The sequence below is a fragment of the Limnohabitans sp. WS1 genome (assembly GCF_003063265.1).
Taxonomy (GTDB): Bacteria; Pseudomonadota; Gammaproteobacteria; order Burkholderiales; family Burkholderiaceae_C; genus Limnohabitans_A.
This window is the reverse complement of record NZ_NERU01000012.1, coordinates 14,612-37,625: the sequence shown is the minus strand read 5'-3', so window position 1 is coordinate 37,625 and position 23,014 is coordinate 14,612. Positions and strand designations below refer to the sequence as shown.

Below are 23,014 nucleotides of genomic sequence, written 5' to 3'. Positions count from 1 at the left end.
CAAAGTGGTGAAATGACCAATATCTTCAAATAGCTAAAAAATACATTTTCAATAAAAAAATGTCAAAAAAGTGGTTTTTCTTGGTTTGCATGTCGTTTTTTTTCGGATTTCCTATAATCGGTCATTCCCAATCTCCTGTTTTGTTGCGCGGCGTCGTGGTGCCCGGCGGCGTGGTGTGCCCCTTGTTTCGCACCGAAAGCGGAGATTTGGTGAGTTTGACCGGTCTGAGTGTGCAAGGTTTTGCGCCTGGCATTTTGATGGGTCTTCAAGGTCGATGGGAAGCGCAGTCGGTCTGCATGCAGGCCTACCCCACCTTGCGTGTTGAACACATCTCAGTCAAGGAGCCAAAGCGATGATCATTCCAACATTGAAGCCCACCGATCCCCTGTACATCAGTCAGTGGCATCTGGCCATGATCGGCAAGCTGGGCTTTGCCGGGGTCAACAGCACCATCGGCATCGAACGGGTCTGGGCCGATCACACGGGCGCATCGGTGCGCGTCGGCATTTGGGATTCGGGGGTGCAAGCCACGCACTGGGATCTGAGCACCAATTTTTTCAGCGCCTTGTTGGTGGCCGTGAACGGTTTGGTCAACCCGGGTGAACCCCTGACGCAGTACGACATCCACGGCACCTCGGTGGCGGGTTTGATTGCCGCCGACAACAATGGACTGGGTGGGGTGGGGGTGTCTTTTGACGGCAGCATCACCGGGGTCACCATTTTTGGCGGTGCGGACGACATCAACCTCAATTGGGACCGCTATTTGCTGACTCTGGACGGTCTGCAAAACTTTGACGTGACCAACCACAGCTACGGTGCGGTGGCCAACTTTTCGGCTTTGGCCGACATTGAAAAGTTTCACAACGCAGCCGTGTTTGGCCGCAATGGCCTGGGCACCATCACCGTCAAGTCGGCGGGCAATTACGACGCCAATGGCAACGGCGATGGCCTCGATGCCTCGCAGCACACCGTGACCGTGGCCGCCGTGGGGGCCGATGGCTACGTGGCCAGTTATTCCACCTATGGCGCCCACATCTTGGTCAGTGCACCGGCCGGCTCGGTGACCACCGACATCTTGGGTGGCGGCTTGGGTTACGACGGTCTGCTGGCAGGCGATTACACCAATGCCTTTGGCGGCACTTCGGCGGCCGCACCCATTGTGTCGGGGGTGGTGGCCCTGATGCTCGATGCCAACCCCTTGTTGGGCTGGCGCGATGTGCATGCCATTTTGTGCTTGAGCGCGGTGGGCACCGGCAGCGTGTATGGCGGCCCAGTCAACCTTGAACACTTTGCCTGGCGCTGGAACAAAGCCCTCAACTGGAACGGCGGCGGCTTGCACTACAGCGAAGACTATGGCTACGGCATGGTCAACGCCTACAACGCCGTGCGCATGGCCGAGGTCTGGAGCCTGCTGATGCCGCAAGCGCAGACATCGGCCAACGAGCTGGTCATCAGCAGCGGAGTGATCAACGCCAACCAGGCCATGGTGGACGGCGGCACCCTGACCTACAACTTCAACGTGACGCCCAACATGTCTTTGGAACATGTGGCCCTGACCTTGAACTTCACGCATGCGGACCTCACGCAACTGATCATTCAGCTGGTTTCGCCCTCGGGCACCAGCATGAACTTGTACAACGGCACCACTGGCACGGCGACAACGTCTGACCTGGGCCTGTCGTATGCCTTTGGTCTGGATGGCCTGCGGGGCGAGCAACTGGCCGGCACCTGGTCGGTGCGCATTCAAGACACCGTGCAAACAGGCACTGGCCGACTCAACTCGGTCGAGCTGAGTGCCTACGGCTCGGCCATGGATGTGAACAACGTTTACCACTACACCGACGAAGTTTTTATTGCCCAAGCACAGGCCGGCCAAAGCACCCGCTTGAACCTGAACGACACCAACGGCGGTGTGGACTGGATCAATGGCGCAGCCTTGTACCAAGGCGTGTTGCTGGACCTCAATGCGGGGACCAACTCCACCTTGGACGGAACCCGCTTCATCACCATGGGCACGACCAATGCTATTGAAAACGCGGTGACCGGTGACGGCAACGACCGCCTGCAAGGCAACAGTCTGGACAACCAGCTGCTGACCCAGCAAGGCGACGACACTTTGTTTGGGGGCTTGGGCAACGACAGTCTGGACGGCGGTGACGGCCTCGACTGGGCGGTTTTTCAGGGTTTGTCCAGCGCTTATGTCATCACCACCTCGGGCGGCAAGACGGTGGTCACCGGTGCCGAGGGCACCGACTGGTTGACCGGCATTGAGTACATCGCCTTCAGCGACAAAAATGTGTTGGACCCCACGGCCTCGCTGGACACGCCAGCCGTGCCCTTTGTCGGACCCAGCGCGGGAACAGGGGCGGTCACGCCCCCTCCGCCACCACCTCCGCCCCCGCCACCCCCCGGCGGTGGCACAGGCACAGTGAACGTGATTCTGGGCACCACAGCGGCCAACAACCTGGTGGGCACGGCGCTCAATGACCGGATCGAAGGCTTGGCCGGCAACGACACCCTGAGCGGCGGCGACGGCAACGACACCCTGATTGGCGGGGCGGGCAACGACCGTTTTATGGGCGGCGCAGGCGTGGACACCGTGAGTTTTTTGGGCACCACAGCGGCAGTCACCTTCAGCTTGGCCAGCACCGCCAACCAAAACACCCGAGGCTCGGGCACCGATGCCCTGCTGGCGGGTCACGCGGTTGAAAACTTGACCGGTGGCAGCTCGGGCGACACCCTGACCGGCGACGCCAATGCCAACGTGATCGATGGCGCGGCGGGCAACGACACACTGAACGGAGGCCTGGGCAACGACACTTTGATCGGCGGCGCGGGCCGAGATTTCTTTGTCTTCAACAGCCGACTGGGCGCCACCAACATCGACACCGTGGTGGGCTACAACGTGGCCGACGACACCATGCGTCTGGAGAACACGGGCATCTTCACCGCCTTGACCCGCACCGGCACATTGGCGGCCACCGCTTTCACCACAGGCACCGGTGCCACCACAGCCGCCCACCGCATTGTTTACAACGCCAGCAACGGCGCTTTGCTGTACGACGCCGACGGCACCGGTGCCGTGGCCGCCGTGCAATTTGGCACCCTGCAAGGCGTGACCGGCACCTTGGTCAGCGCCGATTTTGTGGTGATTTAGGAGGTTTGAAAGCTTCGGTCGATTTGTGGTGTTGATGCAACAAAAATATCGTCAAAAGTGAAAAATTCTTTAAAAGCAAGCACTTGCTTGACGTCTTTGACAAATTAAATGAGAATTTCACAGCGTTGACGAATATGTTGTTTTCGCATTCACCACGAAAGGAAATCCGATGAAAAATTTGAGTCTTTTGAGCAAATGCCTGAACAGCGCCTCGGCAGTTCAGCGTCAAAAAGGTGCAACCATGATCGAGTACGTCTTGCTAGCGGCCTTGATTGGTGTGGTTGTGGCGTTGGCTTTGCCTGCTTTGACAACGGCTATCACTACTGCATTTGGAACAATCGCAGGTGAGATCAACTAAGTTGTCCCAGTGAAGCAGTTATCTTTGACAGCCATTGCCCTCTTGCTGGGGGCCTTGGCTACTTTTTTTGCAGCCCGGTCCATGGGTTTGCTCGGCCCTTCTGTGTCCTCCTCTGAGGTGATGCTGGTTGTGGCCGCTTCCCCCATAGCTGCCGGACAAGTGATCGAGTCGGGTCAAGTCAAAACCATGGCCTGGCCACGGGGCAAAGCCCCTGAACAATCATTCAGCAAAGCCAGTGCGTTGGTTGGCCGCGTGGCCAAGCACCCCATTTACCCTGGCGAACTGTTGATCGAGCCCAAGCTCGCAGCGGTTGATGCCCGGGGCGGTCTGGCTTCAACCATCGAATCGGGCAAACGCGCCATTTCGGTGGGCGTCAACGAAGTGGTGGGCGTGACCGGATTTGCCCTGCCGGGTAGTTATGTGGACGTGTTGGTCAGTGCCAAAGACGCGGCCAACGCCCCTTTTGCCACCACGGTGCTGACCCGCATCAAAGTGCTGGCGGTGGCGCAAGACACCGAAACCGATGCCACCAAGCCCAAAGTGGTCAAGGCCGTGACCCTAGAGTTGACCCCCACCGAAGCCGAAAAACTCGATTTGGCCCGCAGCATCGGCACCCTGTCTTTGGTGCTGCGCAATGAAAACGACACCGCTGTGGCGGACTCTGACGGCACCCGTCTGAGCGACATATTGCGTTCGGCACCACCCGTGCCAGTCCGTGTAGCTCCCACAGCCGCTGGCGCAGCGCCTCAAGCCCGAACCAAACCGCCAGCGGCTCCTCGCCCAGCCCGCCCCCCATCTGAAGAAACTGAAACCGTGACCTCGATTCGCGGCATCGCCAAGCGCGAGGAGCAACCCTGATGCCGAATTTGGTCCCGTTTTATTCTGGCCACCGCCCTTGGGTCGTGGCCTGTTTGTTTTGGTCCTGTTCTCAGGGCGTCTGGGCCTTGGAAACCCGTGAATCTTTGACGGTCAAACCGGCCGTTGATGCTTCGGCCAGGGCAGAGTCCAGAGCCCCCGTCAAACGGGTCACGAAAGCCACCAACGATCTACAGCCCAAAGGCTCCGACAAAAAGTCAGCACGCACTGCGCAGCCTAAGGCACTGGCTCAACCTGTCGTTGTGAAATCTGTGTTGCCAGCCAACCGCTTGCCTGTGGTCCTCGACATCGCGGCCGGGCGGGCCCATGTGTTGGTGCTGCCTTTTGCCGCCAGCCGCGTGGCCGTGGGTAACCCACAGGTGGCCGATTTCACGCTCGTCAAAAACAACGAGCTCTACATTTTGGGCAAAAGCGTTGGGGCCACCAACCTGATTTTGTGGGACAAAACCGGCGAATCCCGAACCGTCAACCTCACGGTGGGTGTGAACTTGGGTGTGTTTGCTGACGTGCTCAGCCGTGTGCTGCCCCATGAAAAAGACATCAAACTCACCAGCGCATCGGGCTCCATTGTGCTCAGCGGCATGGTGTCTGACGCCATAGCGGCCGACTCGGTGGTCAACCTGGCCCAAGCCTTTTTGCAACAGCTGCAGCCGGGCAGCGGCTTTGGCGGGCAAGCCTCGGCTCTGTCCAGTAACCCGCAGGCTGGCGGCAACAATAGCCCATCGGGCACACCCGGCAGCGGTGCAACTAACCCCCAAGCCGGAGGCCTGGGGAATTTGTCGGCCAACTCCCAACGCGCCCAAGTCATCAACCTGATGCGCATCCGTGACCCCCAGCAAGTCATGTTGGACGTCAAGATCGCCGAAATTTCCAAAACCTTGCTCGACAAACTGGGTGTCAAAGGGGTTGAGCGCGGTGACCTCATGCGCTGGAACATCATCTCAAACGTGGTGGGCGGTGCCTCGGACGGCAGTTTGGGGGTGTTGCTGGGCGCGGGCGTCACAGGCAAAGGGGCCATGCTCGAAGCCAAGAAAAACGACGGTCTGGTCAAAATCTTGGCGGAACCCACCATCGTGGCCATGAGTGGCCATGAAGGCAAGTTTTTGGTGGGCGGCAAAGTGTTCATCCCCATCACCCAAAACGGCGGCAACGGCCCTACCGTCACCTTGGATGAGCGCGAATTTGGGGTGGGCTTGAAGTTTGTTCCCACTGTGCTCGACGGCGGTCGTGTCAGCTTGCGGGTGGCCTCTGAGGTCTCTGAAATCTCCAAAGAACCCTTGGTCATGTCAGTGGGCACCAGCACCTCGATCTTGCCGGCCATCACTACACGCAATGTGTCCACCACCGTGCAGCTGCGCGACAACCAAAGTCTGGTCATTGGTGGCCTGATGCGCAACAACATCACTGAATCGATCAAGGCCTTTCCCCTGTTGGGTGAGATCCCGATTTTGGGAGCTCTGTTTCGCAGCACCGAATTCAACTCCGAGCTGACCGAGCTGATTGTGGTGGTGAGCCCCCGTTTGGTCAGCGCCACCGACAAACCACCGTCTTTGCCCACCGACAACTTTGTGCCGCCCTCGCGTGCGCAGTTGTTGCTCGAAGGCAAGATGGAAGGCAGCCCACCTCCAGCCCAATTGGTGCCCAAGAAGTGAGCTCCACACCATGAAAAACATGAACAATCAGCAGGACCAATGCACAGGTGTCGTCCGGTGTTTGTGGCCGATGCAGTGGCTGGCTGTTGTGGCCATTGTTGCGCTGCAAGCGTGTGCCAGTACCACCCCCGAGCTCGATGCGCAGTGGGGGATAGCGCTGACCCGAGCCAAGGCGGCGCAGAGTTTGCCCCCCACGGTGCAGGATGCAGACCACGCCTTGCCTGGTGCGGGCAAACCCAGCGCCACAGAAAGCCTGCGCGGCTTGGAAATTCACCACAAAGGGCTGTCCGCGCCAGCCGCGATTCAGGCGAAATGACGCACGGCCCCCGCTCCACACAGCGCGGCGTTTTCACGGTCATCACGGCCTTGGCCGTGGTGCTGCTTGTGGTGATTTTGGGTTTTGTGGTCGACGGCAGTCGCTTGATGGTGGTCCAAGGCGAACTCCAAAACGCCACCGATGCCTGCGCCCTGTCGGCTGCCGCCGAGCTCAATGGTTTGCCTGGGGCCAGTCTGCGGGCAGCCGCCTCAGGCAGTCGTGTGGCCAGCAATTTGAACAAGCAAAATTTTCAATCCATTGCCGCTGCAGTCTCACCTTCGGATGTGCGCTTCAGCACCAGCTTGAACGGTGTTTATTTCGCCGCTTCAAGTGCATCCACCAACTATCGGTTTGTTGAATGCACGGCCATGCATACTGGCTTGATCAACCTGTTCATGGACTTGGTCGGTTTAGGGGATTCACTGCCCGTGGCCACCTCACGTGCGGGCCTACAAAAGACTAGCAAAGTGTGTGCACCGCCCCTGGCTTTGTTGGTGCGCAACGCCACGAGTCCGGACTTCGGTTACACGGCGGTGCCCAATTCTTTGGCCAACAGTGCCACGGTACCCGGACCCTTGGTTGTGAGCGCGGATGTGGACTTGGCCAACTTGCGTTATGCCGACTTGGTCAACAGCACCTTGACCGGGGATGAAGCTCACTACGCTGATTTGTTATCCAAATCGGGTGTGTGTGGTGTCCTCACCGGCGCAGCCCAAATCGTGGGTATTGATGGTCCTAATACCATGGCCGCGAAATTGAGCACTGCTTTAAAAGACCGCTACGAATCAGACCCAACGTATGGCACCGGACCAGGCTTGTCCAACCGGCGCTTGATGGCCGTGCCCTTTGTCAATGCATCCAGTAACACCAGCACCACGGTGTTGGGCTGGGCTTGTCTTGAACTGGGGCCAGTCGTGAGCGGGGTGGTCAAGGTGTACTACCGAGGCGATGCACGAAAGTTGACCAGTTTTTTGCCCAGTTCAAATTGCGTCACGCTTGGGGTGGGGGGTAGCGCTGCAGAAGGGCCTTATGCGCCCACTTTGGCCAGATGATGACGCCTCAACTCGCTCGCCGCAGTCAGCACAGGCACCTCTTGTCTCACCCTGTGCGCTTGCAAGCCGGCGCGGCTTTGGTGGAGCTGACGGTGGTTTTGGCCTTGTTCATGGTGCCCCTCTTGCTGGGTTTGGTAGAAGCCGGACGCTTGATTTACACCTACAAAATCCTGGTGCACCAAGCCCACCACACAGCACGCTACCTGTCGGTTCAGGCACCTGGACAAAACCACGCCACGGCACTTTGTTTGTTTAAAACAGGTTACGCCCAAAGCACTTGTTTGGCTTCAGACGCTTTGTTACCCGGTTTCAACGACGCCAGCTTCGTGTTGACCATTGACGACGCCAGCAACAATGCCGTCAAAAAAAGCATAGCCAACGCAGCGAGCAGCCCCAACAGCCACCTGAACGTGACCACGGTGACCGCCACTGCCTACCCCTACACCTTTGTGTTCTCTGATTTATTTGGCGGGCCCAGTTTGAGCTTTGGTCCCGTCAGCGCCAGTTTCAGGCAGGTTCACTGACATGAAGCACCCACGTCAACAAGGCACCGTTCTGATCGAATTCACCCTGTGTTTTTTGATCTTTTGGATCGTTTTCATCGGCATCCTGGAGTTTGGCCGCACCCTTCTGGTCTGGAACACCGCTGCCGAAGCCACCCGCATCGCCGCCAGAATGGCCAGTATTTGCACCAGCGAGTCAGACATCCAAAAAACAGCCATTGCCAACAAAGTGGTGTATCTGCTCAAAATGACTGGCCAAGCTTCTTATACGGCCCCAAGCACCCCCTCGGTTAAGACGGACCTCACCGATCAACCTGACTGGTTGAATCTGACGTATTTGCCAACTGGCTGCAACGACAACACTTGTGAGTTCGTTCAAGCGAGTTTGACCGGGGTGAATCTTGAGTTGCGCTTTCCAGGCTGGACGCTGGATCTGGCACTTCCGCCCAACCGCACCACTGTGTTACGCGAAAGCATGAGCGTTAAATTTCCTTCCGGATTGAACAACGTGAACAGGTGCTCCTGATCCAAGACCGCCCCATTGCCATGAACATCTTCCTCTACGCCCCCCCCAACTGGCCCATGCCCACGGGCTTTGTGCCACACAAAAACGACCGTGTCACCGTGGTGCACGGCCACTTGGCCGACTTGCTCGATACGGTGTTGTTTCGCCAGCCCGAATTGCTGTTGGTGGCTGGTTTTGACGATGCGCCTGCCTTGCTGCTTCAACTCGAACGGGTCGCTCAGCAAATGGGGCATACGGCGGTGTTGCCGGTATTTGCCAAGCCCGAGCCCGCGTTTTTGCTGCGCCTCATGCAAATGGGGGTGCGCGAAGTGTTGCCGCCCGACGCAGCGCTGTGGCACGAAGCTTTGGCCCGTGTGCGCGATCGCCTGCACAGCCCCAGCCCAGGCACCCCGGTGCAGCGTGCCTCGCTCAAAGTGGGTTTTTTGTCGGCCAAAGGCGGCGATGGCTGCACCAGTTTGGCGGTCAACATGGCGGCGGCTTTGGCCAAAGACACGGCGGCCAAAGTCTTGCTGCTCGACTTGTCCTTGCCTTTTGGCGATGCCGACGTTTACCTCACCCGCAAACCAGTCGAGCACGATTTGGCCGACTTTTGCAACGAGGTCAACCGCTTGGATGAGGCCTTGTTGGCTTCCATGGTCACGCCCATTGCCGACAATTTTCACTTCATCGCCTCGCCCGCCTCGTTCGAAAAAATCATGGGCATCGAGCCCGCGCAGGTGGAACAGTTGCTGGCCTTTGTGTCGCCGCTGTACAGCTTCATCTTGATCGATCTCGGCAGCAACATGGGCCCGGTGGGCTTGCGCATGTGGGAGCAACTCGACCAAGCCGTGGTGCTCTCGTCCGTCTCCATGCCGTCTTTGCGTCGCCTGAACCAAATCAAGCAGTTGTGGGAGAGCCTGGGCCTGAGCGCGGCCAAACTCAACTTTGCCATGAACCGCGTGGTGGGCAAGTCCGACCTGGAGCTGACCGAGTTCCAGCGCATCTACCCTCAAAAACCCCTTCACCTCTTGCCTGCCGATGTGCCCGGCATGAAAGCCTCGGTGGTGCAAGGCACGCCCTTGGTCAGCCTGCAGCCACGCAGCGAGTACACCCGTGCCGTGGCGGCCTGGGCCGCCGATTGGTCGGGTCAACCCATGAAAGACAAGTCGATATGGCAACGCTTAAGGAAAAAATAAGCGCCTGGAGCTACGGCAGCGGGTCGAACGCCTCAGCTGCTGCAGCGGCTTCGCCCGTGGGTGTGGCCCAGGCTCAGAGCATGCCGCCAGCCGCCTTGGCCGCTGCGGCCAGCGCCCCAGCGGCTGTGGCTGGTTCGGCGGGTGTGACCATGCCCGCAGCCCCGGCGGTGTCGGGCACTTATTACGCCCTCAAGACCCGGCTGCACCAGTCCCTGATTGCCAAGATTGACCTGGCCGCGGCCGAAGCCATGCAGCCCGACCAACTGCGTTCGCAACTGCGCGACGTGTTGTTGGGCCTGATTGACGAAGAAGCCATTCCCATGAACGAGCAAGAACGCCGTTCATTGGTGGCCGATTTGCAAAACGAGGTGCTGGGCCTGGGGCCGCTGGAGCCATTGCTGGCCGACCCCGACATTTCTGAAATCATGGTCAACGGTTTCGACACCGTGTTTGTGGAAAAGCGTGGCCGCATCGAACGCGTGAACATCCGTTTCAACGACGACACGCATTTGCTCAAAATCATCGACAAGATCGTCTCGCGTGTGGGCCGCCGCGTCGACGAGTCCAGCCCCATGGTCGATGCGCGGCTGCCCGATGGCTCGCGCGTGAACGCCATCATCTCGCCCATTGCGCTCGATGGGCCAGCAATGTCGATTCGGCGCTTTGCCGTCAAGCCCCTCAAAATGGCCGACTTGGTCGAGCGGCGCACCTTGACGCCCGGCATGGCCGAACTGCTGGCGGGCATGGTCAAGGCCAAAACCAATATTTTGATTTCGGGCGGCACGGGCTCCGGCAAGACCACCTTGCTCAACATTTTGTCGAGCTACATCCCCGAACACGAACGCATCATCACCATCGAAGACACGGCCGAACTTCAAATGCAGCAAAGCCATGTGGTGCGTCTGGAAACACGCCCGGCCAACTCCGAAGGGCGGGGCGAGATTTCGATGCGCTCGCTGGTCAAAAACAGCCTGCGCATGCGGCCTGACCGCATTGTGCTGGGCGAGGTGCGCGGCGGTGAGGTGATCGACATGCTGCAAGCCATGAACACCGGGCACGACGGATCGCTGACCACCGTGCACGCCAACACCCCGCGAGACGCTTTGGGGCGGCTGGAAAACCTGGTGGGCATGGGCGGCGTGAGCTTGCCGGTCAAACCCTTGCGCCAGCAAATTGCCTCGGCCATCAACGTCATCGTGCAGGCCACGCGCCTGAGCGATGGCAGCCGCAAAATCACCAGCATCCACGAAGTCACCGGCATGGAAGGCGAGGTGATTTCGACCCAAGAGATCTTCCACTTCGAGCGCTCGGGCGTGGGGGCCGATGGTGCGGTGCTGGGCCGCTTCAAGCCCACGGGCATTCGCCCCTTGCTGGCCGAACGCCTCAAGATCAGTGGCGTGAACTTGGCCGAAGAGTTGTTCAACCCCCTGGTGTTTAACGAATGAACACGATGACTTGGCCCGAACTCATGCCTTGGGCAGTGCTCTTGGTGACCTTTGTGTTGGTGGTGGGTGCCGTGGTGCTGCTGGCCAGTTGGTGGCGGCGGCAATTTGGCGCGGAAAGCCGGGCGCAGCGCCAACGCCTGGCCGCTTTTGTGCGCAACAACGCCGTGGGCGGTGGTGACGATTTGCTGCTCAAAACCACCGGCGGCAACCCCAACAGTGCCTGGTTGGCCCCATTGCAACAACTGCCGGGCTATGAACGCCTGGCCGACTTGCTCATGCGCACGCAGTCCACCCAATCGCCTTTGGGGTTTTTGGGCTTGGTGCTGGTCTTGTGGCTGGGGGGCTTGTTGCTGACACTGGTGCTGTTCAAACTGTCGCTGCAGGCGTCGGTGCTGGTGGCTTTTGGGCTGGCTGCGCTGCCGTGGTTGTTTCATTTGCGCAAAGACCAGCGGCAGCGGCGCAAGTTTGAAGAGCTTTTCCCCGAAGCGCTGGACTATTTGTCACGCGCCTTGCGGGCCGGGCAGGGTTTGTCGTCGGGCTTGAGCATGGTGGGCCAGGAGTTTGCCGACCCGATTGGGCGCGAATTTAAAAAAACCGTGGACGAGATCAATTTTGGTTTGCCCTTTGCAGATGCACTGGCCAACATGGGGCACCGCGTCAAAAGCCCCGACCTCGACTTTTTTGTGGTGGCCATCGTGATCCAGCGCGAGACCGGTGGCAACCTGGCCGAGTTGCTGGGGGGGCTGGCGCAAACCGTGCGCGAGCGCATCAAACTGGCCGGCAAGATCCGCATCATCTCGGCCGAAGGGCGGTTTTCTGGGGTGGTGTTGGGGGCCTTGCCTTTTATTTTGGGCGGCACACTCACGCTGCTCAACCCCAAGTACATGGACAGTTTGTGGGGCACACCCGAGGGCCTGCGCATTGTCAGCATCGGCTTGTTCATGATGCTGCTGGGTGGCCTGTGGCTGTGGAAAATCGTGCAAGTCAAGGTCTGAAACCATGCCCCAGTTGAACCCCACCCTGCTTTTGGTTTTGCTGTGTGCCCTGGTGTTTGCCGCCGTGGTCATGGCTGTGTTTGCCCTCAACCGTTATTGGGAACAACGCCAACAACAAAGCCGCTTCAAAGACCTGGTGGGCGTGGCCCACACGCCCACCGCGCTGCCCACAGCGGCTGCGCCCAAAGCCTCGCGCTGGATGGACTCGCTGTACAAGTTGTCACTGCCCGCCGAGGGCTGGGGCGAGTCGCAAATCCGGCTCAAGTTTTTGCGAGCCGGTTTTCGGCAAAGCGACGCGCCGCGCATTTATTACGTCATCAAAAGCCTGCTGGTGCTGGTGGTGCCGGTGCTGGTGTGGCTGGGCTTGTGGTTGTTCAAGCCCGCTTGGCCCAGCAGCCAAATGGCCCTGGTCACCTTGCTGACCGCCGCTGCGGGCTACTACGGGCCCGATGTGTTTTTGCAGTGGCGCACCCAAACCCGGCGCGACACCCTGCAACGCGGGCTGCCCGACCTGGTGGACTTGCTGGTGGTGGCGCTCGAATCGGGCATGGGGCTGGATTCCGCCATCACGCGGGTGTCCAAAGAACTGGCCCGCAGCCATGCCTTGCTGGCCGAAGAGTTTTACCTGGCCGGCCTGGAAGTGCGGGCCGGGGCAGGGCGCATGACGGCGCTCAAAAACCTGGCCTTGCGCATGAACCTCGACGACCTCAATGGCCTGGTCACCATGCTCAACCAGTCTGAGCGCTTTGGCACCAGTTTGGGTGAAGCGCTGCGTGTGCAGTCCGAGGTAATGCGCCTCAAACGCGGACAACGTGCTGAAGAAATCGCCGCCAAAATTCCGGTCAAGATGCTGTTTCCGCTCATCTTCTTCATCTTCCCCTCCATCATGGTGGTGCTGATTGGCCCGGGGTGGATGCAAATCTCGGCCGCTTTTGGATTCAAATGAACGCAGAACTTGTGACAAGCATGTGGGCCATCTGCTTGGGGGCATTGGCCGGATGGCTGTCGTGTGTGCTGGTGATCTGGCTGCCGCAAAACATCCTCAATGAAGAAGCGCAATGGCTGGCCGAAATACAAGGCACCGACTGGCAAGCCACACAGCCCCACGGCCTGCGAGCCTGCGCGGCGCACGCCATGGCCCAGCGGCGGCGCTGCCTGTTGTGGGTGCTGGGGGGCGTGGCCTTGGCCTTGGCTTTGACAGGGGGCATGGGGGCCTCTTGGCGCACCGCTTTGTGGGGCGTGTGGCTGTGGGCCTTGCTCACGTCTGCTGCCATCGACAAAGACACCCAACTGCTGCCCGACGCTTTGACGCAGCCTCTGCTGTGGTTGGGCTTGCTGATCCAAACCGTGCAGAGCCTGAGGACCATAGGCCTGGAAAATGCCTTGTGGGGTGCCGTGACGGGCTACATGATTTTGTGGGTCATGGACCAGCTGTACAAGCGCTGGCGCGGCATCAGCGGCGTAGGGCAGGGCGACATGAAACTCCTGGCCGCCGTAGGCGCCTGGCTGGGGCCACAAGCCACCCCCAACGTGCTGCTGATCGCCGCCTTGGCCTCACTGGTCAGCCAAGGTTTCATGCGCCTGATGAAACCCCAATCCACCCCCGCCGAATTCGCCTTCGGCCCCTGGATCGCCCTGGCCGCCATTGGCTACTGGCTTTGGCACTGATCCACTGATCCACTGATCAACTGATGCATTGATCCCTTGATCCCTTGATCCCTTAATGCCTTGATGTCTTGATCCCCTGTGGGAGCGACGCCCCCGTCGCGATAAGCCTCGCAGACCACCACCCATCGCCCCGAGGGCGGGGCTCCCACAAAATGCAGGGCCTCCCCCTTGTAGGAGCGACGCCCTCGTCGCGATAAGCCTCGCAGACCACGACCCATCGCCCCGAGGGCGGGGCTCCTACAAAATGCAGGGCATCACCCTGTGGGCTGGAATTTTCCCTGTAGGAGCGACGCCCCCGTCGCGATAAGCCTCGCAAACCACCAAAAATCGCCCCGAGGGCGGGGCTCCTACAAAAATGCAGAGGCCATCCCCCTGTAGGAGCGACGCCCCCGTCGCGATGAAGCCTCGCAGACCACCAACAATCGCCCCGAGGGCGGGGCTCCCACAAAATGCAGGGCATCCCCCTGTGGGCTGGAATTTTCCCTGTAGGAGCGACGCCCCCGTCGCGATGAAGCCTCGCAAACCACCACCCATCGCCCCGAGGGCGGGGCTCCTACAAAAATGCAGGGGCCATCCCCCTGTAGGAGCGACGCCCCCGTCGCGATAACCCCCGCAAACCACCACCCATCGCCCCGAGAGCGGGGCTCCCACAAAATGCAGGGGCCATCCCCTTGTAGGAGCGACGCCCTCGTCGCGATGAATCCTTACACACCACGAAAAAAAAGCAGTGCGCCGTGAGGCGCACTGCTTTGGCAGACAGAACCGTAAAGATTATGCTGGAATCACTGAGTAATTTGCAAAGTCAAAATTCACAAAGTGAGCAACTTTGTCCAGAGTAATGACTTCATTGACATTGTTAACTTGCCAGATATCTGCATCTGAGCCAGTGACAGCAATCAAATAAGAAACATCATTATCTTCTGAATCCAGATAATCCATAGGATTATCATTCAAAGTCAAATTGACCAATTGGACGCCATCAATCTCGTCATTGTTATTGGTACCGCCGAATGAAATATCAAAACCATTCAAATGAATGATCCCTGTCATGTCGAAACCAGAGATGGTGTCAAAGTTGGTATCGCCACTGTCTTTCAAAACAATCGACGTGTTGGACGCTGCTTCAGCGATCGTGATGAAATCATTGCCCAAACCGCCAATAACACAGGCATTATCGGCATTGATAAACAAAGAATCATCACCCGATCCACCGTTCAACGAACTGCCTGCACCGTCAGCAGTCAATGAATCATCGCCAGCGCCACCATCCAATGTGGTGTTATAGCCATCAGCGTGCAATGTATCGTCGCCATCACCACCATCTAATGTGGAGTCATCAGCGTGAGCATGCAAAGTGTCGTTGCCAGAACCGCCGTTCAAGGAACTGCCCGAAGCCTCAGCAGTCAAAGAATCATCGCCGTCGCCACCATCCAATGTGGAGTCATAGCCGGTAGAAAGCAAAATGTCGTCGCCAGAATCACCGTTCAACACACTGTATTCGCCTTCAGCAGTCAAGGAATCGTTGCCTTCGCCGCCATGCAAGGTGCTTTCATCGCCAGCAGCGTGCAATGTATCGTCGCCAGTGCCACCATCCAAAATGGATTCATAGCCGTGAGCGTGCAAAGTATCTTTGCCAGAACCACCGTTCAATGTGCTGTATTCACCTTCAGCAGTCAACGAATCGTCATCATCGCCACCATTCAAGGCGGCCTCATCGCCATAAGCGAACAAAGTATCGAGGCCTGCGCCACCATTCAATGTGTTTTTGGTGCCATAAGAGACCAAGGTGTCGTCACCTTCGTCGCCATTCAAAATGTTTTCGCTCTCGTTGGCAACCAGCAAATCATTGCCTTGACCACCATTCAATGTGTCACTCAGGCCATAACCAAACAACAGGTCATTGTCTTTTCCGCCGCTGAGATTGTCAGCTTGGTCCATGCTGCTCACCAGCACATCTTGGCAGTCGGTGCCGGTGGTGCCCGTTTGAAGACTGTAAACGCCGGTTTCAGGTTCACCCAAACCGTCGTAGTCGGCTGTGTTGAGCACGTAACCTTTGTAAGTTGCACCTTCAGAGAATTTGACAAACTCAACCATGCCATCTGTGGCTTTGCCTTCAATGTCATCAGGCAATCCGAATTGGTTCTCAACAGTGATTGAAACCTGTTCAATGTCGTTCGCAAAGTCGTGCGAGAAATTCACATTCAAATTGAGCGACTCTTCACCTGAACCCTTGTGGAATCCCAAGGTCTCGAATTTGGAAATGACATTGATATCCAGCAAATCAGTACCGCGTGCATTGCCGTTGGTGCTCAAATCTGTTAAGACAATCGTCTTATCAATTTCAGTCAGTTTATTGAAGTAATAGCGGTTGTCATTGGTCGCATCGCCAAGATCTTGCTGATCCTTTTCATAGTAGTCTTCAGCAAAAGTCGGCAAGATGCGCTCAATGGTCACATCGACTGCGTTGCTGACGAATTCGGTGTCGGTCACGACCACAGACAAGGTGACTTCGTCTTTGCAAAGCAAAACGGGGTCTTCTTGATCAGAGCTCGTGCGGCTGATGGCACCGGTTTCACTGTTGATTTTGAAGCGGCCGTCAGCAGACACGGAGGACAAAAACTTGCCATCGAGTGACATGGGTTTGTAGTCCACATCGCCCACAGTGATGGTTGTTCCATCAGCCACAGAGAAGTAGAAGTAATTGGTGTGAGTCACACCGTTGTCGTCTGTAGCGATCCAGCCAATGTCACTGGTGCTGTCATTTTCAGTGGCGTTGATGGCCAAAGAAACATGGATTGGGTCTTGGTCTTTGGAGGCAGTGGCCAATTCGGGTGTGTAGTTTTGTTCAACCACCACCGTGACCGCTGTGCTGACCAGTTCAGTGTCTGTGATCACCACTTGAAGCGCTTGATTTTCCAGCTGAGGTGTCTCTTTGGCCGACTCACTCAGAGAGATCGCGCCTGTCAACTTGTCGATGACGAATCGACCATCGGCCGAAACCAAAGACAGACGATTGCCTTCGATGGTTTGCACGTTTGCAAGGTCAAGACCTTCACCCGATGCGAGCTGGAAATAGAAATACTGGGGATGCGCAGGGTCCGCATCTTGCGCATTCCAATTGGCGTTGGTGGTGTTGCCATCGTTGACACCATCGACCACCAAGGTCAAGACGTTTTCATCGCCTCGGGTCAAAACAGGGCGGTGGTTCGCCTCAATGATCACAGACACGGCAGTGCTGATCAATGCGGTGTCAGTGATCACCACGTCCAGCGTTTGCTCTTCATACTGAGGGGTGTCAATCAGGCGGGTGATCAAACCGGTGTCTTTGTTGATGCCGAAACGGCCATCACCTGAGGTCAAAGACAAGCGCTTGCCATCCAGGAACAGCACATTGGCATCACCAACACGCTCACCGTCTTTCAGTTGAAAGTAGAAGAAGGTGGTGTTGTTGTCTGGATCAGCACGCACCCAATTCGGGTTGGTGGTGGTGTTTTCTTTGTCACCCAGAATTTCAATGGTCAATCTGACCGCGTCAGTTTTGTCAACGTTGTGTGCCAAGGTAGGACGGCCGTTGACATCACCGCCCGATGGCACCAAAGCCACTGCAGGCAAAAGGGCCAATGGCGAAACCAAAGGCAAAGCAGCGGCTGCACCCGCAGCACCCGCAGCACCCGCAGCACCTGCTGCACCCGCTGCGCCAGCCGCACCACCTGCAGCGCCGCCCGCTGCACCACCTGCACCGCCTGTGATGGCTTCAGGCAACACGGCACCTGCTTGGGCCATGACCCACTCGGGGGAATCGATCACGGTGCCGTCGCTGTTGATGAATTCTTCCTCGCCGGGCTTGAGCATTTTGCGGCCCTTGCTGGTGGGCAATGTCTTTTGAAAGTCAAGCAAAGCTTGCAAGTCAGCACCGGACAACTCCACAAAAGGTGTGGTGGCTTTGGCGGCAACAAGGCGTGCGCCATTGGCGGGCTTGGCTGCTTGCACAGGCAAGGCGGCTGGGGTCATGGGTTGTGTCATGGCTTTGGTTTTATAGGTGAGTTGGATGGGTCAGCGGGATGGCTGGGTGAATCAGTTGGTGCGCACGCAGTAGTAGCCGCCGCCCACAAAAGCTTGGCCTTCGAGGTTTTCTGCCTTGGCGTGGTAGCCGCGCACTTCGTGCTTGTACTGCTCGGTGTTCAGGGTCTCGCAGACCTTTTGGCCGTTGTCTTGCAATTCGGCGGGCACGGGGCCAAATGCGCCGGGGTTGTCCCAGGTGCGCACGTCGTTTTTGATGATGATGCGGGGAGGCACATCGGCTTGTTTGTCACCGATGGCAGGTGCAGCACAGCCGGCCAGGAAGGCAAGCGGGAGGAAAATAGCGAGGATTTTTTTCATTTTTGGTCTTTAGTTGGTGTGGAATGTAAAAAGTATATCAAATACGATTGAATCAACAATGATTTTGATATTTGTGTTGAATTTTTTTCGATTTATCTCTCCCCCAGTGATTCGTTGAGGGTTTTGATGACCGGCTTGAGCAGGTACTTCAAAACCGTGTTGCCCCCTGTTTTGATCTCAATCGTGGCCGTCATGCCCGGCTGCAGCTGCAGGTTTTCGTTGGGGCGGCGGTTAAATCGGGGCGACTCGGTTTTGACCTGAACGCGGTAATAGGCTTGTTCGCCCTGTTTGATGTCTTCGTTCAGGGTGTCGGCACTGATGTAAGTCAGCTTGCCTTCCAAGGAGCCGTAGATCGTGTAGTCATAAGCATCAATCTTGATGACCACGTCTTGATCGGGCTTCAAAAACGCCACGTCCGAGGGCTTGACCTTGGCTTCCACAATCAGGGCGTCGTCAACCGGCACGATTTGCATCAGCTCATCGCCAGGCCGCAACACACCGCCCCGGGTGGTCACGCGCACGTTTTTCACGGTGCCATTCACAGGTGCCCGCAGTTCGGTGTTGTCCAGCAGGTTTTTGCGTTGAATCAAGGACTCTTTGGCACCGGCCAATTCTTCTTCCAGCTTGTTCAGCTCGGACTGGCTGTCTTGCTGGTACTTGTTGGTGCGGTTGGTGACTTGGCCTTCTTGTTCGGCCACCAGGCGTTCGAGGCGCAGCACTTCGGCCATGCTCACGTCACCGGTTTTGAGCAAGGGCTTGGTCATGTCCAGTTCGCGTTGGGCCAGCACTTTCATGCGTTCGATGGCGCGGATTTCAGACTCCAGGCTCTCGCGGCGTTTGCGCAGCAAATCGGTCTGGTTTTGCCTGAACTCTGGAAACAGCAGGGTTTCGGGCTTAAAAATCGGCTCGCCCCCAAACACCTCCGAGCGCAAACGGGCCACGGTGGCACTCAGGCCGGCCACTTTGAATTCGGCTTCGCGGTAGCTGGCCTCGGCTTTGGTCTGGTCAAAACGCACCAGCAATTCGCCCCGGTCGACTTCGGCACCTTCGCGCACCAGCAGTTTTTCGATCACACCCCCATCGGGGGCCTGAATGATTTGGGTGCGGCTGCTGGGAATGATTTGACCTTGGGCACGCGTGATCTGGTCGATTTCGGCGTAGTAGGCCCAAGTCAAAAACAGGCCCACCACCATGATGCTGCCCCACACCCCCATGCGCAGCATGAAGGCGGATTCACCTTGCGGCTGGTTGTAGGAGAGGATTTTTCTTTGACGGCTCATATTCAGGTGGCTTGGTTGGCAGTGGCTTGGCCGGCTTGGGCTTGGGCGTTCACAGCGGCTTGTCGTTGCAGTTGGAGCTGGGCTTGCGTGTCACGCAGACGACGCAAGATTTCGTCACGGGGGCCGTCAGCGACCACTTTGCCCTTGTCCAAAATGATGATTCGGCTGAAGTAGCGCAGCATGGCCGGTTTGTGAGTGACCACTACAAGTGTCGTGTCGTTGGGCCGTGTGCCAAACACACGCTCGGCCACTTGCTCTTCGAGCTGCGGGTCCATCGAGGCGGTGGGCTCGTCCAGCAGCATGATCCGTGGCTGGGCCAACACCAATCGGGTCAAGCCCACCAGTTGGCGCTGACCACCGGACAAGCCCCGTCCCCCTTCAGAAATCTCGATGCCCAGACCTTTGGGGTGAGTGCCCAGTAACTTGTCGAGCCCGGTCATGCGGGCCGCCAGCATGATTTGTTCGTCGGTGGGCGAGGGCAGACCCAGCGCCAGGTTTTCGCGCAAAGTGCCTTGGAACAGGCGCACGTCTTGGGGCAAGTAACCAATGTGTTCGCGCACAAACTCGGGGGCGAGGTTGCTCATGTCCACGTTGTCCAAAAACACGCGACCTTCGGCAGGTTTGTACAAACCCGACAAAGCCTTGATCAAGGACGTTTTGCCCGATCCCACCGCGCCCAACACCGCCACACGCTCGCCTTTGGAGATGATCAGGTTGTCCAGGCTCAAGGCGGGAGCTTCGGCGCTGTAGCCAAAGCTCAGTTGCGCAACCTTCAAATTGCCCATGCATTGCTCGGGCACCATGCGCCGCTCGCCGGGTTGGCTGTCGGGTTGCATGGCCATGATGGCGTCCAGACCACGCAGCGCGGTTTGGGATTGTTGCCACTGCACCATCAGGCCCGTGATTTGCGCAATCGGGCTCAAGGCACGGCCACTGATGATGGTGCAGGCAATCAAGCCGCCCACGGTCAGGCTGCCTTGGTTGATGGCATACACACCGGCGGCCATCAAGCCCACATAACTCAGCTGCTGCAGGGTTTGGGTCAGGTTGGTCGAGAAGTTGGTGATGTTTTTGATCGCCAATTCGTCGCGGCCCAGCAGGTGGGTCAGTGCACGCCAACGGTCGAGCATCTTCCATTCCGCGCCTGCGGCTTTGACCGACTCAATGCCGTCAATGGCCTCGATCAGCAAACCGTTTTTGCGGTTGGACTCTTGCATGTGCAATTCGGTCAGTTTGGCCAGCTTGGAGCGGAAAGCGATACCAGCCAAAATCGAAATCGGGATGAAGACCAAAGGCACCAAGGCCACAGGCCCGGCCAACATGCCAATGACCACCACAAACATCAAGGCAAACGGTGCGTCTGCAAAAATGAACAGGGTGGACGAGGTCATGAAGTTGCGCACCATCTCGAAGTGCCGAATCTGCGCTGCAAACGTGCCCACGGTGCGGGGCCGCTGGTCCATGCGAATGGCCAAAGCGTGGCCAAAAAACACGCCCGACAACTCTTCGTCAATGGCTTTGCAAGCGTTTTCGACCAGGCGGTTGCGCACTTGGCGCATCACCAGTTCCAACACAATGGCCATGAGCACGCCCACCGTGAGTACCCAGAGGGTTGAAAACCCTTGTGTGGGCACCACGCGGTCATACACCTGCATGCTGTAGAACGACGAACCCAGCGCGATCACGTTGACGGTGACCGTGGTCAAAGCGCCTTCGGCAAAGCTGCGCCAGCGTTTGGCAATGGCGTAGCGAAACCACTGCTTGGCCGAGCGGCGCTTGACCTGGCTGGTGTCTGCGCCCAAGTCGTGTGCCCCGGTCGCTGTGTCTTGGGCACTGGCCAAGGGCTCGTCGGTGCGCATGACCAGCACACGACCTTTGGCCGCGTCGGCGGCGCTCAGGTTCACGGCTTTGCCTTCGGCATCGACGCAGGTCAAAGCCCCCGTCGACACCATGCCACACACCACCAGCACCGAGTGCTGGGCCAAATCGTTGCCCACATCGGTCACCCACAGGGCCGGGGCGTCTGAGGGCTTGAGGGGAAAGTCGGCATCAAAAATATCAGAGGCCGGAAAACGGGCACGCCAAAGTTCAACGGCCTTGTCTGCCAGATCCAGGTCGGCAATCGGCGCACCGTCAAGGGTTTGCGACATCATGGCAAAACGATGCCAAGGCACAGCGTGCCCTTGCATCGAAGCCAAACGGGTCAATGACTGAGAAAGTGGGTCGGCCAAATAGGCCGCTGTGTTCGCGTCTGCAGTGGGAGAAGAAATCATTGTTGTGCTGTCACAGACTCGCTGTCCATGGATTCTGGGATCAAGTCACCGGTAGCCAAGTTCACACGCATGGCCGAGCGCAAATAGCCCCATTCGGCATCGGCTTGGGCATAACGCGATTGAGACACTTCACGTTGGGCGTTGAGCACATCCACCCAGGTTTTGCGGCCCACCGAATACTGGCGAATCGACGAATCAAACACTTCGGTGGTGGCGGCCACTTGGTCGCGCAAATCTTTCAATTGCATTTGCTGCGACTTCAGATCGGCCAAATCGGCGTTGACGGCTTCCAATGCGTCACGCTCGGCCGCTTCACGCGAAGAGCGCAGGCTGTCGAGCTTGGCAAAACCTTCTTTGATTTGTGCTTGGGCCACAAAGCCCGCACCGGTTTGGTAGTCCATGGTCACGTAAACCTGTGACTTGTTGACCATGCCGCCCGAGTTCTTTTCGGCACGCAGTTTGATTTGTGGCCACAAAGCGCTTTTGCGCGATTCGATGTCGGCCTTGAGCACGGCTTCTTCGGCGTTCAGGCGGCGCAAAGCGGGTGCGTAATCCAGGGCTTTTTGGCGAATCAAAAAGTCATTGGTGCCCGACAGGCTGGGAAAGCTGGGCGTTTGAATGTCGGTGACGGATTTGCCCAAGGCTTGGGTCAAGCTCGACTGTGCGCGTTCGGCCAAGGCGCTCAATTGGTTGAGTTCGGCACGGGCCTGCGCCAGTCGCGCATTGGCCATGGTGCCATCGCTCATGGGGCTGATTTGGCTTTCCACGCGGCGGCCAATCAGGGCGGCCAGGCGTTCGTGTTCTTGCACGTTCGATTGCGCGACCAATTGGCGAGTGCGCACGCGTCCCAAATCGGTGAAGGCCGTGATCACACGGGCCATGATTTCTTGCTGGGCCAAGATCACCGATACGCTGCTCGAACGTATGCCGGCTTCGGCCCCTTCAATGTCGGCCGCTGTGCGCCCGCCATTCCAAAGTGTTTTTTCCAGGCGCATGGTGGTGGTGTCACCCCCACCGGCGTCTTTGCCTGTTTGGGCCTGAAAGCCCGGGTAGCGTTGGCGCATGGCGGCGTCCAAACGTGCATTGGCCGCCTGCATGTCGTTGCGGCGGCTGTTGACCGTGGGGTGTGTGGTCACGGCAATGCGCAGGGCTTCTTCAAAGCTCATGGGGGCCGTTGCAGACGCCGAGGGCGTTGCAGCAGCAGCAGCCGTGCCTGTTTGCGCCGCCACATGGGCAGGGCCCCAAATACTGGCCAGTGCAAACGACAAAGTCGCCAACTGGCGACGCATGTTCAAAGGAGAGTTCATTGTGAGGGTCATGGCCATGAGAGATCGGTAAAACCGAAAAAAGGCACTGGA

General features: G+C 58.1%; 19 protein-coding genes. 14 read left to right on the top strand and 5 right to left on the bottom strand.

The features are described 5' to 3' along the window. The first annotated feature begins 140 nt into the window (after window positions 1-140). The 14 genes from B9Z48_RS14360 to B9Z48_RS14300 all read left to right on the top strand — a co-directional run bounded on the left by B9Z48_RS14360 (window position 141) and on the right by B9Z48_RS14300 (window position 13,723). Complete coding sequence (locus B9Z48_RS14360; RefSeq protein ID WP_146186296.1) at window positions 141-356, top strand: hypothetical protein; 216 nt, start codon at window positions 141-143, stop codon at window positions 354-356. Further along, window positions 353-3,157 (top strand): S8 family serine peptidase, encoded by a 2,805-nt coding sequence (locus B9Z48_RS14355; protein WP_108379289.1) that lies wholly within the window; start codon window positions 353-355, stop codon window positions 3,155-3,157. The genes B9Z48_RS14360 and B9Z48_RS14355 overlap by 4 nt, the downstream gene beginning before the upstream one ends. A 169-nt stretch (window positions 3,158-3,326) precedes the next feature. Continuing rightward, entirely contained in the window at window positions 3,327-3,515 is a 189-nt protein-coding gene (locus tag B9Z48_RS14350; RefSeq protein WP_108379287.1) for a Flp family type IVb pilin, read from the top strand. 9 nt (window positions 3,516-3,524) lie between these two features. Beyond that, window positions 3,525-4,373 carry a Flp pilus assembly protein CpaB gene (gene cpaB / locus B9Z48_RS14345; protein WP_108379285.1) on the top strand — a complete coding sequence of 283 codons (849 nt, stop codon included), beginning with the start codon at window positions 3,525-3,527 and terminating at the stop codon, window positions 4,371-4,373. Continuing rightward, on the top strand, window positions 4,373-6,043 hold the full coding sequence (locus tag B9Z48_RS14340; protein ID WP_108379283.1) for a type II and III secretion system protein family protein: 1,671 nt from the start codon (window positions 4,373-4,375) through the stop codon (window positions 6,041-6,043). Before cpaB ends, B9Z48_RS14340 begins: the two co-directional genes overlap by 1 nt. Window positions 6,044-6,053: 10 nt before the next feature. Beyond that, window positions 6,054-6,359: a hypothetical protein gene (locus B9Z48_RS21565; RefSeq protein WP_158273278.1), complete on the top strand. Its 306-nt coding sequence runs from the start codon at window positions 6,054-6,056 to the stop codon at window positions 6,357-6,359. After that, window positions 6,356-7,411 (top strand): pilus assembly protein TadG-related protein, encoded by a 1,056-nt coding sequence (locus B9Z48_RS14335; RefSeq protein ID WP_158273277.1) that lies wholly within the window; start codon window positions 6,356-6,358, stop codon window positions 7,409-7,411. The genes B9Z48_RS21565 and B9Z48_RS14335 overlap by 4 nt, the downstream gene beginning before the upstream one ends. After that, window positions 7,411-7,935, top strand: a complete 525-nt coding sequence (locus tag B9Z48_RS14330) for a TadE/TadG family type IV pilus assembly protein (protein ID WP_233261138.1) — start codon at window positions 7,411-7,413, stop codon at window positions 7,933-7,935. The genes B9Z48_RS14335 and B9Z48_RS14330 overlap by 1 nt, the downstream gene beginning before the upstream one ends. 1 nt (window position 7,936) lies before the next feature. Further along, window positions 7,937-8,440, top strand: coding sequence for a TadE/TadG family type IV pilus assembly protein (locus B9Z48_RS14325; protein ID WP_108379277.1), 504 nt, complete (start codon window positions 7,937-7,939; stop codon window positions 8,438-8,440). Then, a complete protein-coding gene (locus B9Z48_RS14320; RefSeq protein WP_108379275.1) occupies window positions 8,431-9,615 on the top strand; it encodes an AAA family ATPase in 1,185 nt (394 codons plus the stop codon). The genes B9Z48_RS14325 and B9Z48_RS14320 overlap by 10 nt, the downstream gene beginning before the upstream one ends. A 149-nt stretch (window positions 9,616-9,764) precedes the next feature. Beyond that, on the top strand, window positions 9,765-11,060 hold the full coding sequence (locus B9Z48_RS14315; RefSeq protein ID WP_228769211.1) for a CpaF family protein: 1,296 nt from the start codon (window positions 9,765-9,767) through the stop codon (window positions 11,058-11,060). Then, entirely contained in the window at window positions 11,057-12,055 is a 999-nt protein-coding gene (locus B9Z48_RS14310; protein WP_108379271.1) for a type II secretion system F family protein, read from the top strand. Before B9Z48_RS14315 ends, B9Z48_RS14310 begins: the two co-directional genes overlap by 4 nt. A 4-nt stretch (window positions 12,056-12,059) precedes the next feature. After that, a complete protein-coding gene (locus B9Z48_RS14305; RefSeq protein ID WP_108379269.1) occupies window positions 12,060-13,001 on the top strand; it encodes a type II secretion system F family protein in 942 nt (313 codons plus the stop codon). Continuing rightward, the gene (locus tag B9Z48_RS14300; protein WP_108379267.1) at window positions 12,998-13,723 is read left to right on the top strand and encodes an A24 family peptidase; all 726 of its coding nucleotides are present in this window, start codon (window positions 12,998-13,000) and stop codon (window positions 13,721-13,723) included. The genes B9Z48_RS14305 and B9Z48_RS14300 overlap by 4 nt, the downstream gene beginning before the upstream one ends. 771 nt (window positions 13,724-14,494) lie before the next feature. On the opposite strand, the gene B9Z48_RS14290 is transcribed toward B9Z48_RS14300, so the two are convergent. From B9Z48_RS14290 to B9Z48_RS14265, 5 genes are all read right to left on the bottom strand, one after another. Next, window positions 14,495-17,485 carry a calcium-binding protein gene (locus B9Z48_RS14290; protein WP_158273274.1) on the bottom strand — a complete coding sequence of 997 codons (2,991 nt, stop codon included), beginning with the start codon at window positions 17,483-17,485 and terminating at the stop codon, window positions 14,495-14,497. 312 nt (window positions 17,486-17,797) lie between these two features. After that, a complete protein-coding gene (locus B9Z48_RS14280; RefSeq protein WP_108379259.1) occupies window positions 17,798-18,103 on the bottom strand; it encodes a hypothetical protein in 306 nt (101 codons plus the stop codon). Window positions 18,104-18,195: 92 nt separating this feature from the next. Continuing rightward, a complete protein-coding gene (locus tag B9Z48_RS14275) occupies window positions 18,196-19,383 on the bottom strand; it encodes an HlyD family efflux transporter periplasmic adaptor subunit (protein WP_233261137.1) in 1,188 nt (395 codons plus the stop codon). Window positions 19,384-19,385: 2 nt separating this feature from the next. Beyond that, window positions 19,386-21,656 (bottom strand): ATP-binding cassette domain-containing protein, encoded by a 2,271-nt coding sequence (locus B9Z48_RS14270; protein ID WP_108379257.1) that lies wholly within the window; start codon window positions 21,654-21,656, stop codon window positions 19,386-19,388. Then, window positions 21,653-22,963 (bottom strand): TolC family protein, encoded by a 1,311-nt coding sequence (locus tag B9Z48_RS14265; protein WP_158273273.1) that lies wholly within the window; start codon window positions 22,961-22,963, stop codon window positions 21,653-21,655. Before B9Z48_RS14265 ends, B9Z48_RS14270 begins: the two co-directional genes overlap by 4 nt. Window positions 22,964-23,014 lie beyond the last annotated feature (51 nt).

Excerpts from the sequence above, each read along its gene's own strand:
- B9Z48_RS14355 (WP_108379289.1), top strand. The coding sequence starts at position 353 with ATGATCATTCCAACATTGAAGCCCACCGATCCCCTGTACATCAGTCAG.
- B9Z48_RS14350 (WP_108379287.1), top strand. The coding sequence starts at position 3,327 with ATGAAAAATTTGAGTCTTTTGAGCAAATGCCTGAACAGCGCCTCGGCA.
- B9Z48_RS14340 (WP_108379283.1), top strand. The coding sequence starts at position 4,373 with ATGCCGAATTTGGTCCCGTTTTATTCTGGCCACCGCCCTTGGGTCGTG.
- B9Z48_RS21565 (WP_158273278.1), top strand. The coding sequence starts at position 6,054 with ATGAAAAACATGAACAATCAGCAGGACCAATGCACAGGTGTCGTCCGG.
- B9Z48_RS14335 (WP_158273277.1), top strand. The coding sequence starts at position 6,356 with ATGACGCACGGCCCCCGCTCCACACAGCGCGGCGTTTTCACGGTCATC.
- B9Z48_RS14330 (WP_233261138.1), top strand. The coding sequence starts at position 7,411 with ATGACGCCTCAACTCGCTCGCCGCAGTCAGCACAGGCACCTCTTGTCT.
- B9Z48_RS14325 (WP_108379277.1), top strand. The coding sequence starts at position 7,937 with ATGAAGCACCCACGTCAACAAGGCACCGTTCTGATCGAATTCACCCTG.
- B9Z48_RS14315 (WP_228769211.1), top strand. The coding sequence starts at position 9,765 with ATGCCCGCAGCCCCGGCGGTGTCGGGCACTTATTACGCCCTCAAGACC.
- B9Z48_RS14310 (WP_108379271.1), top strand. The coding sequence starts at position 11,057 with ATGAACACGATGACTTGGCCCGAACTCATGCCTTGGGCAGTGCTCTTG.
- B9Z48_RS14305 (WP_108379269.1), top strand. The coding sequence starts at position 12,060 with ATGCCCCAGTTGAACCCCACCCTGCTTTTGGTTTTGCTGTGTGCCCTG.
- B9Z48_RS14300 (WP_108379267.1), top strand. The coding sequence starts at position 12,998 with ATGAACGCAGAACTTGTGACAAGCATGTGGGCCATCTGCTTGGGGGCA.
- B9Z48_RS14280 (WP_108379259.1), bottom strand. The coding sequence starts at position 18,103 with ATGAAAAAAATCCTCGCTATTTTCCTCCCGCTTGCCTTCCTGGCCGGC.
- B9Z48_RS14275 (WP_233261137.1), bottom strand. The coding sequence starts at position 19,383 with ATGAGCCGTCAAAGAAAAATCCTCTCCTACAACCAGCCGCAAGGTGAA.
- B9Z48_RS14270 (WP_108379257.1), bottom strand. The coding sequence starts at position 21,656 with ATGATTTCTTCTCCCACTGCAGACGCGAACACAGCGGCCTATTTGGCC.
- B9Z48_RS14265 (WP_158273273.1), bottom strand. The coding sequence starts at position 22,963 with ATGAACTCTCCTTTGAACATGCGTCGCCAGTTGGCGACTTTGTCGTTT.